Annotated in this window: 11 protein-coding genes; 6 read left to right on the top strand and 5 right to left on the bottom strand. The window is 64.4% G+C overall.

Annotation, left to right across the window (positions count from 1 at the left end):
• The first annotated feature begins 161 nt into the window (after positions 1-161).
• Positions 162-2,954, top strand: coding sequence for a [protein-PII] uridylyltransferase (locus E2I15_RS32855; protein WP_137482873.1), 2,793 nt, complete (start codon positions 162-164; stop codon positions 2,952-2,954).
• A 105-nt stretch (positions 2,955-3,059) separates the two neighbouring features.
• Here the strand turns inward: E2I15_RS32855 and E2I15_RS32850 are convergent, their stop codons facing one another.
• From E2I15_RS32850 to E2I15_RS32840, 3 genes are all read right to left on the bottom strand, one after another.
• Positions 3,060-5,006, bottom strand: coding sequence for a glycosyltransferase (locus E2I15_RS32850; RefSeq protein ID WP_137482874.1), 1,947 nt, complete (start codon positions 5,004-5,006; stop codon positions 3,060-3,062).
• The gene (locus E2I15_RS32845) at positions 5,003-6,358 is read right to left on the bottom strand and encodes an HlyD family secretion protein (protein ID WP_246668348.1); all 1,356 of its coding nucleotides are present in this window, start codon (positions 6,356-6,358) and stop codon (positions 5,003-5,005) included. The genes E2I15_RS32850 and E2I15_RS32845 overlap by 4 nt, the downstream gene beginning before the upstream one ends.
• A 374-nt stretch (positions 6,359-6,732) precedes the next feature.
• Entirely contained in the window at positions 6,733-7,008 is a 276-nt protein-coding gene (locus E2I15_RS32840; RefSeq protein WP_137482876.1) for a hypothetical protein, read from the bottom strand.
• A 353-nt stretch (positions 7,009-7,361) separates the two neighbouring features.
• Between E2I15_RS32840 and E2I15_RS32835 the strand changes: the two genes are divergently transcribed.
• From E2I15_RS32835 to E2I15_RS32825, 3 genes are read left to right on the top strand one after another with little or no spacing between them, the layout of a single operon-like run.
• Complete coding sequence (locus tag E2I15_RS32835) at positions 7,362-9,128, top strand: PAS domain-containing sensor histidine kinase (RefSeq protein WP_246668349.1); 1,767 nt, start codon at positions 7,362-7,364, stop codon at positions 9,126-9,128.
• Positions 9,122-9,796 carry a response regulator transcription factor gene (locus tag E2I15_RS32830; RefSeq protein WP_137482877.1) on the top strand — a complete coding sequence of 225 codons (675 nt, stop codon included), beginning with the start codon at positions 9,122-9,124 and terminating at the stop codon, positions 9,794-9,796. Before E2I15_RS32835 ends, E2I15_RS32830 begins: the two co-directional genes overlap by 7 nt.
• Before the next feature lie 33 nt (positions 9,797-9,829).
• Positions 9,830-10,273, top strand: coding sequence for a response regulator transcription factor (locus E2I15_RS32825; RefSeq protein ID WP_502707214.1), 444 nt, complete (start codon positions 9,830-9,832; stop codon positions 10,271-10,273).
• Between the two features lies 1 nt (position 10,274).
• On the opposite strand, the gene E2I15_RS32820 is transcribed toward E2I15_RS32825, so the two are convergent.
• Positions 10,275-10,457, bottom strand: a complete 183-nt coding sequence (locus E2I15_RS32820; protein ID WP_137482878.1) for a hypothetical protein — start codon at positions 10,455-10,457, stop codon at positions 10,275-10,277.
• Here E2I15_RS32820 and E2I15_RS32815 point away from each other — a divergent pair.
• On the top strand, positions 10,456-10,620 hold the full coding sequence (locus E2I15_RS32815; RefSeq protein ID WP_155262696.1) for a hypothetical protein: 165 nt from the start codon (positions 10,456-10,458) through the stop codon (positions 10,618-10,620). The two genes, E2I15_RS32820 and E2I15_RS32815, sit on opposite strands and share 2 nt — an antisense overlap.
• A gap of 365 nt (positions 10,621-10,985) precedes the next feature.
• Here the strand turns inward: E2I15_RS32815 and E2I15_RS32810 are convergent, their stop codons facing one another.
• Positions 10,986-11,510, bottom strand: a complete 525-nt coding sequence (locus E2I15_RS32810; RefSeq protein WP_137482879.1) for a methylated-DNA--[protein]-cysteine S-methyltransferase — start codon at positions 11,508-11,510, stop codon at positions 10,986-10,988.
• Positions 11,511-11,706: 196 nt separating this feature from the next.
• Between E2I15_RS32810 and E2I15_RS32805 the strand changes: the two genes are divergently transcribed.
• Complete coding sequence (locus E2I15_RS32805) at positions 11,707-12,927, top strand: ABC transporter substrate-binding protein (RefSeq protein WP_137482880.1); 1,221 nt, start codon at positions 11,707-11,709, stop codon at positions 12,925-12,927.
• Positions 12,928-13,219: the final 292 nt, after the last annotated feature.

Raw genomic sequence — 13,219 nt, 5'->3', positions numbered from 1 at the left:
TGCCGGGTCAGGAAAACAGTCTTCAAGCTCAATGAGTTAGCCTTGCAGTCAACGGAAAAATCCCTAGCTCTGTCCAGGACTGCGAGAGGCACAGAATGGAGCGCCTGTCATCCTACTTTGGTCAGTGACAGCAACAGCTCTGTCCGATATCGGATGAACCTATGGACAGCGTCGTAGCCGAGGCCCGCCCTGAAGCGGATGATCGTTTCGAGACCGTGCGGATCACTGCGGCGGTCAATGCACTTGCCGAACAGCACGCCGGCCGCGAGGACCAGTTCCGCGCCGCGATGGCGCAGCTGCTCAAGGCCGAGCTGATCGCGGCGCGCGCCACGGCGCAGGCGCTGCTGCTGAAGGACCGTCACGGCCGGCGCTGCGCCGAACGGCTCTGCTTCGTGCAGGACGAGATCATCCGCATCCTCTACGCGGCGGCGACCCGGCATCTCTATCACTCGCCGATCCCCTCGGGCGCCGAACGCATGGCCGTGGTGGCGACCGGCGGCTATGGCCGCGGGCTGATGGCGCCGGAATCCGACATCGACCTGTTGTTCATCCTGCCCTACAAGCAGACCGCCTGGGGCGAACAGGTTGCCGAAGCCATTCTCTATTGCCTCTGGGACATGGGGCTGAAGGTCGGCCACGCCACGCGCTCGGTCGATGAATCGATCCGTCAGGCGCGCGGCGACATGACGATCCGCACCGCGATCCTGGAGACCCGCTTCCTGACCGGCGACCAGCCGCTTTATGACGAGCTGGTCGAGCGCTTCGACAAGGAAGTGGTGCAGGGCACCGCGCCGGAATTCGTCACCGCCAAGCTTGCCGAGCGCGAGGAGCGGCATCGCCGCGCCGGCCAGTCGCGCTATCTGGTCGAGCCCAACGTCAAGGACGGCAAGGGCGGCCTGCGCGACCTGCATACGCTGTTCTGGATCGCCAAATACGTCTACCGCGTGCGCGAGACCGACGAGCTGCTGGAACGCGGCGTGTTCGACGCGCAGGAATACCGCACCTTCCGCCGCTGCGCCGACTTCCTGTGGTCGGTGCGCTGCAATCTGCACTTCTTCGCCGGACGCGCCGAGGAACGGCTGTCGTTCGACATGCAGCGCGAGATCGCGGTCCGCCTCGGCTACACCTCGCATCCCGGCATGCAGGACGTCGAGCGCTTCATGAAGCACTACTTCCTGATCGCCAAGGACGTCGGCGACCTCACCGCGATCCTGTGCGCCAAGCTCGAGGAAGAGCACAACAAGCCGGCGCCGGTGCTGAGTCGGATGGTGGCGCGGCTGCGGCCCGGCACCAAGCGGCGGCGGGTTAACGGCAGCGACGACTTCATCGTCGACAACAACCGCATCAACCTCGCCGCGCCCGATGTGTTCAAGCACGATCCGGTCAATCTGATCCGGATCTTCCGCCTCGCGCAGCAGAACAACCTCGCCTTCCACCCCGATGCGATGCGCACGGTGACGCGCTCGCTGAAGCTGATCAACACCCAGCTGCGCGAGAACGACGAAGCCAACCGCCTGTTCATGGAGATCCTGACCTCCGACAACGCGGAGATCGTGCTGCGGCGGATGAACGAGACCGGCGTGCTCGGCCACTTCATCCGCGCTTTCGGCAAGATCGTGTCGATGATGCAGTTCAACATGTACCACCACTACACGGTGGACGAGCATCTGCTCCGCTGCATCGGCTTCCTGCAGGACATCGAGCGCGGCGGCAACGAGGAGTTCACGGTCGCCAGCGACCTGTTCCGCAAGATCCGCCCCGAGCATCGCCCGGTGATCTATATCGCGACCCTGCTGCACGACATCGCCAAGGGCCGGCCGGAAGATCATTCGATCGCCGGCGCCAAGGTGGCGCGGCGGCTGTGCCCGCGGCTCGGCTTCTCGGCGGCCGACACCGAGCTGGTGGCGTGGCTGATCGAGGAGCATTTGACGATGTCGACGGTGGCGCAATCGCGCGACCTGTCGGACCGCAAGACCATCGAGAATTTCGCCGCCGTGGTGCAGTCGGTCGAGCAGATGAAGCTGCTGACGATCTTGACCACGGCCGACATCCGCGGCGTCGGCCCGGGCGTGTGGAACGGCTGGAAGGCGCAGCTGTTGCGTACGCTGTATTATGAGACCGAGCCGGTGCTGACCGGCGGCTTCTCCGAGGTCAACCGCGCCCAGCGCATCGCGGTGGCGCAAGCCGAATTCCGCCGCGCCTTCACCGAATGGCCGGAGGCGGAGCTCAACGCCTATATCGGCCGGCATTATCCGGCCTACTGGCTCAAGGTCGAGCTGCCGCGCAAGATCCGCCAGGCGCGCTTCATCCGTGCCAGCGAGCAGGCCGGCCACAAGCTCGCGATCAATGTCGGCTTCGACGAGGTCCGCGCCGTCACCGAGCTGACGATCCTGGCGACCGACCATCCCTGGCTGCTGTCGATCATCGCGGGTGCCTGCGCGTCGGCCGGCGCCAACATCGTCGACGCCCAGATCTACACCACGACCGACGGCCGCGCGCTCGACACCATCTCGATCTCGCGCGAATACGACCGCGACGAGGACGAGGGCCGCCGTGCGACGCGGATCGGCGAGATGATCGAGCATGTGCTGGAAGGCAAGCTGCGGCTGCCCGAGGCGGTGGCGAAGCGGGCGGTGCGCAGCAAGGCGCGGCCGTTCATCGTCGAGCCCGAGGTGACCATCAACAACCAGTGGTCCGACCGCTACACCGTGATCGAGGTCTCCGGGCTCGACCGGCCCGGCCTGCTCTACCAGCTCACCACCGCGATCTCGAAGCTCAACCTCAACATCGCCTCCGCCCATGTCGCGACCTTCGGCGAACGCGCCCGCGACGTGTTCTATGTCACCGACCTGCTCGGCGCCCAGATCACCGCGCCGACCCGGCAGGCCGCGATCAAGAGCGCGCTGCTGCATCTGTTGTCGAGCGAGGACCAGGCGGCAAAGCCGGCGGCGTGACTATCTGTCATTCCGGGGCGCGCGTAGCGCGAACCCGGAATCCAGAAGTTGTGGTGCGAGATTCCGGGTTCATCGCTGCGCGATGCCCCGGAATGACGACTTGGATCAACCGAATAGCCGCATCAGCAGGGCCTTGCCGACCGGCGCCGCGCGCACGCCTTGGAAAGCGCGGACATATTCGCCGGCATAGAATGCGCGCACGACATTGACCCGCGTCGCCACCGCGTCCTCGAAACGGACGCCGAAGCCGTCGCGTGTGCGCCGGACCACGGTCGCGGCCACGTTCTGCCCGTAGACATTGCATTTGATCAAGGAACCGATGGCGGGCGGGGCGGGATCGATGAAGCGCGCGCCCGAGATCGAGATGTCGGCCATCCGGATCAGGCGCATCTCGCCGTCCTGATGGATCAGGATCGGCTCGTCGCGTTCGAACCGCTCGGCCTTGCGGCGCCGCGGCTGCTCGATGCAGATGAAGCACACGATCGCGAGCACGACGCAATTGTGCAGGCTCCAGGCCAGCGCCAGCCCGCCATAGGCAATGCTGTCGCCGCGCAGATGCAGGATGAAGGCATAGGCGATCGCCAGCAGCGTGATCAGCAGGGCGGCGCCATAGAGCCGCAGCAGCGGCCATTCGATGAAGCGGCGGTTGCGGTCGCCGCCCTTGGCCGTCACCTTGAACTTGTGGCCCTGCGGCCTGGCGAGGCCGGTCACCACCGCCTTCAACACCGCGGGGGCCGCGATGTATTGCGACACGTCGGTCATGATCGCGAGCGAGCGGCCGCGCGAGATCCAGGCCATCGTGAAGGCGTGCCAGACATAGAACGGCAAGAAATATTTCAGCAGCTCGAACAGGTCGGCATGGACCGCCTTGATCCCGAACAGCAGATAAAGCCACGGCACGACCAGGCCGAAAACCTTGGTGCTGTAGACCGCCGCCCAGCTCATGAAGGCGTCGACCAGCGACAGCCGGTCCATGAAGGCAAGCCTCGATTGCCGCGAGAACGGCCCGCTGCGGCCCCGGAAGATCTGCATGAAACCGAGACACCAGCGGCCGCGCTGCGTGATGTATTCCTTCAGTCCCTCCGGCGCGAGGCCGATGGTCAGGCGCTCGTTCAGATAGACCGTACGCAATCCCTTCTCCTTCAGGCGCAGCGTGACGAGGTAATCCTCCGTCACCGAATCGGTCGGGAAGCCGCCGATCTGCATCAGGCCGGAGAAGCGGATCAGCGATGACGTGCCGCAGCAGAACGCCGTGTCCCAGGCATCCTTGGCCGGCATCAGGATATCGAAGAAGAAGCGCTGCTCGTCGGGCCACACATCGGTCGCTGCGAGATTGGTCTGGATCGGATCCGGGTTGATGAAGTGCTGCGGCGTCTGCACGACGCCGACGCTGCCGTCCAGCATCAGGCTCATCGCCCGGGTCAGGAAGTCCGGCATCGGGACAAAATCCGCATCGAGGATCGAGATGAACTCCGGCCGCTCGGCCAGCCCGGAAACGTGCTGGAGCGCATGATTGATGTTGCCGGCCTTGGCGTGGCGGTTGTCCGGGCGGGCCAGATAGTTGCAGCCGAGCTCCTGGGCGAGCCGGCGCAGCCAGAGCCTGCGCCCGTCGTCGAGCACCCAGACGCGGTAGTTCGGATAGTTCAGCCCGGTCGCGCCGATGATGGTGCGCTCCAGGATCGCCTTCTCCTCATTGTAGGTGCAGATGAAGACGTCCACGAGCGACGCATCCGCGCTGGCTCTGGATCGACGCAGGATCGCATTGACCTCGGGTGAGCGGTCGATGGTCCGGCTGAGGAACAGCAGCGACAGGCACACCGCGATCATCGAGGCCGCCTCGGCCGCCACGAAGGGATAGCCGATCAGCGCGTCGGCGGTGAGGCCCGGAGGCGGCAAGGTGTGGGTCACCCGCCACGCGAAATAGTGGACCAGCAGGACGAACGACATGCCGGTCATCAGGACGCGGGCCAAGGTCTGCTCGCGGTGGAGCAGGGGCAGGATTGCAAGACAGGCGCCGAAGGCGACCAGCCCGGGCGCAAATGCCGCCATCATGACTTTGCCGCGTCCGCGTTGAACACCACGCGTCCGGTGCGGCCGACCGCGCAATCCTTGCCCGTGGTGTCGAGCGCCGGCATCGAGACAGTGACCCGATAGGGCTCCTTGTTCAGTGCATCCGGATTGATCGCAAGGTTCGCGGGCGCGCCCGACGCGCCGGTGAGATTGACGATCTCGCCCCGCAGCGCGGCGCTGCCGTCATTCGGCTCGAAGCTCGCCTGCTCGCCGAGTTTCAGCCTGTTGTAGACGCTCTCGGTGACGTTGGCCGTGACCACCGCGCCGCTGCAGTCGAGCAGCTTGAGCAAGGGCTGCCCGGCCCTGACGTCCTCGCCGGGCGAGGTCATCATCTCCCAGATGCGGCCGCCGACCGGGGCCTTGATGTCGGCTTCGGCCCGGTTGACGTAGTGCAGCTGCTCGGCGGCGATCTCGTGGGTCAGCCAGTCGATCTCCGCATCGGCATGCGCCAGATCGGCGCGCAGGTCGCTGACGCGCTGGCGCATCTCCTCCTCGCGCTGCACGGAGCTCGGCCGGTCGTTGTAGCTGTCGCCGAGATAGGTGCCGTTCCTTGCCGCAGTGAGCTCGACCTTGGCGGCGTCGAGACGCCGTCGAGCGCCGATTTCGGTCTGCTGCGAGATCGCCTGCTCGCGCGTCAGGCGAGCCATTTCGACCGTCGACACGCTGCCCGATTTGATCAGCGACGACGCCCGCTCGACCGCGGCCACGGCCTCCTCCCGCCGCGCGGCGGCGGCCTCGATCGCGGTCTGGATTTCGGCGATCCGGGCCTCGAGCTGGAGGATGCGGCCGTCACGGAACTGGCCTGCCTGGCGGGCAAGGTCCTGTTGCGCCGTCTCGGCAGCCGCAAGCTTGGCGGCCAGACTCGGGCGCTCATTTTCCAACCGGGACATCTGCCGCCGGAGATCATCAAGCCGCGCGCGATCGCCGCGCGCGTTGACCACGTGAAGGATCGCATCGCCCTCGCGAACCACGCTGAGCTGGGTGGATTTCTGCGGCTTCGCGCTCACGGTGCCGTCGATCGGCGACCGCAAGGTCACGATCCTGGCATTGACCACGGCCTCCACACTCGAGGTCTGCAACACGGCCCTGAGCGGCAGCCATCCGAAGACGGCGACGATGGCAAGGCCCATGCCGACCTTGAGCAAGCGGCGAACGATCCGGCCCGAGCCTGCGGATGCTTCGGGATGGGGAGCGCTATCGCTGATCGGCTCCTCATGCTCCGGCTGCAGCCGTTCCTGCAGATCGCGCTGCAATCCCCGTGCGCCCTCGGCCTCCCCCTTGGTGACGGAATTGTTGTCTTCGGGAAGCGGCTTGTGCTGCTGTGCCTGATTCATGATGACCGGCCCCTGATCTGTCAGTGCGCGAACCAACGCACAGCTCTGCAGAGCGATGCCGTTGCCGGACAGATCCAATAATCGGGTGCTTCAAAAGCGGCTAAAGCGAACGGGGCATCTTTCGAAAAAATTGCTGCAATTTGCCGTGGTCCGGACCCTGGCGCGGAGCCGCGCCGTCGACCTGCTTCGCCCATCATTCCGGCGTGCCGTTGCGCAGCTGAGGGCACCTGCAGGACTGAGCCCGGAATCCATCAGGCCGGGGCTAGGCGGGGAATGGATTCCGGGCTCTCACGGAGGCCGTGATCGGACCCGTCTTGCGCGACTAGGCGTGAGCAGCCAGCGCTTCGGTCCCGGCAGCCTGCCGGACTTGGAATTCAGGCCGGCAATCGCCCTGAATCCGGCACGTCGAATTGCGGCTGCAGCGCCGCCAGGCTCGCTCCCAACAAGGCCAGATAGCTGGCCTGACAGACCACAACACCCAGATCGAATGCGTCCAGCAGATCGATCCACGGGTTGTCGGCCGGCGTGCTTGCCGTCTGCTTGCCACCATCGATAACGGAAGGCTGGAAGCTGCGATCGCGTCTCTGAGGCCTTGCCTCGTGGTCGACGTCGTCGGAGCAAACGATCAGATGCAGGCGCGCGCTGGGCATTCAATCTCCGTCTCTGATTGGCGATTGCCGAACCCCGGAAATCTCTACCGTCATCGAGTTACCCAATAAGCGTAGTCACCGGGATGGAACGGGCCATTGAACGGAGGTTGATCAGACCGTTACATTCGGTGGGGACGACTCATACTTGAGTTTAGGTCGCAACCTGGACCTGAGCGCGCTCGACGTCTTCGCTTTCCGCGCGATCTCACCGATGTGGACCGCCAAAAAGGCCGGCGTGATCCCGTCCGGGCGGCAAGAAAGCTGCTAATATACAGTTTGTTGGGAGGGCGACGTTGTCGCCGCTGATGGTAGCCGTCACCTAGCGACGCGGCGCGGCCCATGATGATGGCCAAGTGCTGGTGCTGCCGATGATCCGCGACCCGACCACGAAGTCCTGGTCGGCCGAGCAATGGCTGCTCGGCGGCATGGTGCTGGCCCTGGCGGCAACCTGCATCGGGCTGTTGCTTGGTCCGCAGCCGGCAGCTTCCGCCCATCTGATTGCCCTGGCGCTGCTCGTCGCGTCGCTGACCGCCGCATTGCTGATGATCCGTCTGGTTGCCCGCTCGCAAAGGCGGATGGAAGCCACGTTGCGCGGCCGAGCCAGCGGCGAGGAGCGCGCGATGGAGGCGCTCCGCAACAGCGAAGCGCAATGGAAGGAGGTGTTCGAACACAACCCGGTCATGTACTTCATGGTCGACGCAACGGGCCTCGTGCTGTCGGTCAACACGTTCGGCGCGGCACAGCTCGGCTACACCGTCGACGAGCTGCTCGGACAATCCGTGCTGCGGGTCTTTGCCGCCGAAGACCGGGATATGGTCCAGCGCAACGTCGCGGCATGCCTCGACAACATCGGCCAGACCCACAATTGGGAAATCCGGAAGGTCCGCAAGGACGGTTCCCGGCTTTGGGTGCGCGAAAACGCCAAGGCCGTGCGGCGGCTGGACGATCAGCTGATCGTACTGATCGCATGTGAGGATATCACCGAGCGCAAGCACGCCGAAAATGCGCTGCAGCAGAGTGAAATGTACCTGACCGAAGCCCAGCGATTGAGCCACACCGGCAGCTTCGGCTGGCACGTCGCCAGCGGCGAGATCATCTGGTCCGAAGAGACGTTCAGGATCTTCGAATTCGACAGGGCCCCTTCCATCACACATGCCACGGTGCTGCAGCGCGTCCATCCGGACGATCGTGCCCGCGTGCAACGGACCATCGACCGCGCCTCGCTCGACGGCAAGGACTTCGAGCACGGCTACCGATTGCTGATGCCCAACGGGGCGATCAAGTTTGTTCACGCCAGGGCGCATGCGGTGACGAACCTTTCGGGCGACATCGAATTTGTCGGAGCGGTCACCGACGTGACCGCCCGCAAGCGAGCCGAGGCGGAATTGCACGAAGCGCAGACCAACCTCGCGCACGTCACGCGCGTGACGGCGCTCGGCGAGCTCGCCGCATCGATCGCGCATGAAGTGAACCAGCCGCTTGCCGCCGTGGTCACCAATGCCGCGGCATGCCTGCGGTGGCTCAACCGGGCGGCCCCCGATCTGAACGAAGCCCGCGGCGCGGTCAGGTCGATCATCAGCGACGGCAACCGCGCGGGCGAGGTCATCCAGCGCGTCCGCGCGATGGTGAACAAGACGACCGATCAGAAGGCGCCGCTCGACATCAATGACGTCATCAACCAAGTGGTCGGACTGGTGCAGCATGAACTGCAGAGCCATCTCGTATCCTTGCAGCTCGACCTCGCTCCCGCCCTCCCGTCTGTCGTCGCCGACCGTATCCAGCTGCAGCAAGTCATCCTCAACCTGGTCCTCAATGGTATCGAGGCCATGCAGCCGGTCACCGACAGGCCGCGGGAACTCGTGATCCGGACGCGCCATGACGAGGCCGGGCAGATCATGGTCACGGTCACCGACTGTGGCGTCGGGATCGCTGCCGAGAATGCCGAACGGCTGTTCGACGCCTTCTACACCACCAAGGCCAGCGGCATGGGAATGGGATTGTCGATCTGCCGGTCGATCGTCGAGGCCCACCGAGGCCGCCTGTCCGTGGCCGCAAACATCGGCCCGGGCACGACGTTCCAGTTCACCTTGCCACTGCGCGAAGAGGATCATGCATGGTGACCGGGCGCGCGGCATCGCCTTCGGGTCTGGCAAGCTCCGAAGATCCCATCGTCTTCGTCGTCGACGACGACGCGTCCGTGCGCGACGCACTGAGCAATCTCTTCCGGTCCGTCGGCTTGCGGACCGCAGCGTTCGGCTCGGCCCATGAATTTCTGCAGCGCAAGCCCCCGGATGTCCCGAGCTGCCTGATCCTCGACATCAGGTTGCCGCGGGTGAGCGGGCTGGACTTTCAGGCGGAGCTGGCGAAGGCCGGCATTCACATTCCAATCATCTTCATGACCGGCCACGGCGATATCCCGATGACGGTCAGGGCCATGAAGGCCGGCGCGGTCGACTTCCTGACCAAACCGTTCCGCGATCAGGACATGCTGGATGCCGTCACGACAGCGATCGAGCGCGACAGGAATCGTCGCGATGAGGCCAAGGTTCTCGCGAACCTGCGCGCCGCCTTCGCGACCCTGACGCCGCGTGAACGCCAGATCATGAGCCTCGTCACCGCAGGGCTCATGAACAAACAGGTTGCCGCTGAAATCGGCGTAGCCGAGATCACGGTCAAGATCCATCGCGGGCACATCATGCGGAAGATGGCGGCGAAATCGTTGCCCGACTTGGTCAGGATGGCACAGATGCTCGGCATCGGGCAGGCACCCGGCGGGGCGCAAACCTAAGTATGATTCTCCGGCCCCGATTGGCGACGCACTGTGGTCGGTACAAGATCGCACCACCAGGGGCCCCTCCGGGCCGGGAAAACCTCCTTGCCAAATCCGCCAGTGATATCAATCATCGACGATGACATGTCGGTTCGCACCGCGACCGACAATCTCGTCAGGTCGCTGGGCTACGCGGTCGAGACCTACGCGTCGGCCGAGGAATTCTTGCACTCGCCCCGCCTGAATGACACATCCTGTGTGATCGCGGATGTCAGGATGCCGGCCATGAGCGGGCTTGACCTGCAGAGCCATCTGATTGCCAGCGGACGCCGCTTTCCGTTCATTTTCGTCACGGCGTTCTCCGTCGAAAGCGATCGCATCCGGGCGCTGAAGGCTGGAGCGATCTGCTTTCTGAGCAAGCCCTGCGACGGGGACGTCCTGATCAAATGCCTCGATGCCGCCCTCGCGCAGCACAGCACGGTGCCGGGCGCGTGAGTTACAGTCCGCCATCACCGGGCCGGCTATACGCAAGGATGATGCCGCAAAACATCTGGACAAGTTGCGCATCGACGGCGGCGGCGCGAGATTTGGCATCGTCGTCCTTCGGGAGGATCGACGGCAAGGACAGCACCAGACATTTTGATTGGCAGATGGCAATTCCTCGGAGGGAGGTCGCCATGCGTGCGGAACCGCGCTGCGCCCGGTGTGACAGCGAAGAACCCAAGATCATCTGTTTGCGAAATCCGGCGGGTGAACGCTATTGCGGACGCCTGTGCCTCTACAAAGGCCAGGAGGACTTCATCCGCTGGCTCACGCGTTCCAATGTGGAGGCCGTGTCATGACAGCCCGCTGCGGAAACCCAGGATGCAAGCGGCCTTTCGGGCTGATCCGGCATAGCTGGTATTTTGAGCAGTTTTGCTCGACGAAGTGCCGCGACGTCCACAAACGGCAGCTGGAGCGCAACAAGGCCTATTGGAAGTGGCTGTATCCCTTCCCCAGAACCGGCCCCTCATCGAAAAGCCGATCTGACGGCGAGTGCCAACAGCGCTTGAGGGAGTCTTCATGACGACGGTCGATGCGATGCTGGCAGGAGCGATACTCGCGTGGGTGCCCTCGTTCGTTGTCTTCCTCTATATCGTGCGCGATCTGCGCAACATGCCTCGCGAAGATCTCGATTGATTACCGCACCGGCGGCTGAAGTGGGCCGCTACACCTCCACGCCCTCGTGACGCAGCAGCCAGCGCTTGCGCTCCAGCCCGCCGCCATATTTGACCAGCGAGCCGTTGGCGCCGATCAGGCGGTGGCACGGCACGACGACGCTGATCGGGTTGGAGCCGTTGGCATGGCCGACCGCGCGCATCGCGTTCGGTGCGTTCAGTTTCGCCGCCAGCGCGCCGTAGCTCATGGTGGTGCCCGGCGCAATCTTCGGCAGCGCGTGCCAGACCTTCTGCTGGAACGGCGTGCCGGCGACGCGCCATTCGATATCGGTGAGCCGGTCGAGATCGCCCTTGAAGTAATCGCCGAGCGCCTTGCGCATCGCAACCGGCGCGCGGCCGTGCCGCAGCGTCACGGCGCCATAATGCAGCCGCAGCAGGTCGAGCATGCGCCCTTCATAGTCGTCCCAGTCGAGCGCTCGCAGCACGCCGTCATCATCGGTCACCAGCAGCGCGGTGCCGATCGGGGTCTTGAGGCGATCCAGGTTGAAACTCTGTGCAGTCTTGCGGTCGGCCATCGTCATCTCGGGAAATCGGTGTCGCTCGGCAATAGTTTCATCTCGCGACCGCCGACGTCCACCCGAATTCCGCGACACCGCGTACCGGCGGCGTCCTTGCAATGCCCCAGACGTTCCTCCATCATCCCTGACAACGGTGACATCCGCCGGCCGTCGCTTGCGGACAAGATCACCGGCAACATGGGAGGTCACGGACATGAGAAGCGTGCAATTGCTCGCTGCGACGGCGCTTGCGATCGCGTTGACGGTTACATCGGCCACCGCGCAGAAGAAATACGACGTCGGCGCGACCGACACCGAGATCAAGATCGGCCAGACCGTGCCGTTCTCGGGCCCGGCATCCGCCTATGCCGGCATCGGCAAGACCCAGGCCGCCTATATCAAGATGATCAACGAGCAGGGCGGCATCAACGGCCGCAAGCTCAACCTGATCCAGTATGACGACGCCTATTCGCCGCCGAAGGCGGTCGAGCAGGTGCGCAAGCTCGTCGAGAGCGACGAGGTGCTGTTCACGTTCCAGATCATCGGCACGCCGTCGAATGCCGCCGTGCAGAAATACCTGAATGCCAGGAAGGTGCCGCAGCTGCTCGCCTCCACCGGCGCCTCGCGCTTCTCCGATCCGCAGAATGCGCCGTGGACGATCGCGTTCAACCCGAACTACCAGTCCGAAGGGCGTATCTACGCCAAATACATCCTGGCCAATCACCCGAACGCCAAGATCGGCATCTTCTACCAGAACGACGATCTCGGCCGCGATTACATCACCGGCCTGAAGAGCGGGCTCGGCGACAAGGCCGCGAGCATGATCGTCACCGAGGTGTCCTACGAGCTGACCGACCCGACGGTCGATTCCCAGATCGTGAAGCTGAAGGCCGCCGGGGTCGATTTGGTCTATGACGCCTCGACACCGAAATTCGCCGCGCAGGCGATCCGCAAGATCGCCGATCTCAACTGGAACCCGGTGCACATCCTCGACATCAACGCGAGCCCGGTGTCGGCGACGCTGAAGCCGGCCGGTCTCGACATCTCCAAGGGCATCATCTCGACCAATTACGGCAAGGATCCCGCCGACCCGCAATGGAAGGACGATCCCGGCGTGAAGGCCTATTTCGCGTTCATGGACAAGTATTATCCGGAAGGCGACAAGCTCAACACCGTCAACACCTACGGCTACTCGACGGCCGAGCTGCTGATCCAGGTGCTCAAGCAGTGCGGCGACGACCTCACCCGCGAGAACCTGATGAAGCAGGTGACCAGCCTGAAGAAGTTCGTGCCGAGCCTTGCGCTGCCGGGCATGTCGATCACGACGGGCCCGAACGACTACCGCATCAACAAGCAGATGCAGATGATGAAGTTCAACGGCGAGCGCTGGGAGCTGTTCGGCCCGATCATCGAGGACACCGGACCGGCGGGCTAGGGATCGCCGCGACGAGACTCCACTTCCTCTCCCCGTTCTTACGGGGAGAGGGTTGGGGTGAGGGGGGCAGCTTCCGCGCACCGTTGCAGTAGCTGCGCCCGCGGCGACTCCCCCTCACCCGCGTCGCATCTTCGATGCGATGCGACCTCTCCCCGCAGGCGGGGGCGAGGTAAAGCGGGCCCCAACCTTCGAGCCGCTCCACCCATATTTCGCACCGCCCCCTACTTTGGTTGACTGAAATCGCTCACCTTTTCGGCAGCGCTCGTCTTGCGTTGCAATAACGGTTCCTCCA

The sequence above is a fragment of the Bradyrhizobium sp. BR2003 genome (genome assembly GCF_009720285.1).
GTDB lineage: Bacteria > Pseudomonadota > Alphaproteobacteria > Rhizobiales > Xanthobacteraceae > Bradyrhizobium > Bradyrhizobium elkanii.
Note: the sequence above shows the minus strand (reverse complement) of the source record. Positions and strands in the feature narration are given on the sequence as shown.

Bases quoted from the DNA above. Each gene is read 5' to 3' on its own strand.
- E2I15_RS32845 (WP_246668348.1), bottom strand. From the start codon at position 6,358: ATGAATCAGGCACAGCAGCACAAGCCGCTTCCCGAAGACAACAATTCC.
- E2I15_RS32810 (WP_137482879.1), bottom strand. From the start codon at position 11,510: ATGGCCGACCGCAAGACTGCACAGAGTTTCAACCTGGATCGCCTCAAG.
- E2I15_RS32855 (WP_137482873.1), top strand. From the start codon at position 162: ATGGACAGCGTCGTAGCCGAGGCCCGCCCTGAAGCGGATGATCGTTTC.
- E2I15_RS32830 (WP_137482877.1), top strand. From the start codon at position 9,122: ATGGTGACCGGGCGCGCGGCATCGCCTTCGGGTCTGGCAAGCTCCGAA.
- E2I15_RS32805 (WP_137482880.1), top strand. From the start codon at position 11,707: ATGAGAAGCGTGCAATTGCTCGCTGCGACGGCGCTTGCGATCGCGTTG.
- E2I15_RS32850 (WP_137482874.1), bottom strand. From the start codon at position 5,006: ATGATGGCGGCATTTGCGCCCGGGCTGGTCGCCTTCGGCGCCTGTCTT.
- E2I15_RS32840 (WP_137482876.1), bottom strand. From the start codon at position 7,008: ATGCCCAGCGCGCGCCTGCATCTGATCGTTTGCTCCGACGACGTCGAC.
- E2I15_RS32820 (WP_137482878.1), bottom strand. From the start codon at position 10,457: ATGGCGACCTCCCTCCGAGGAATTGCCATCTGCCAATCAAAATGTCTG.
- E2I15_RS32815 (WP_155262696.1), top strand. From the start codon at position 10,456: ATGCGTGCGGAACCGCGCTGCGCCCGGTGTGACAGCGAAGAACCCAAG.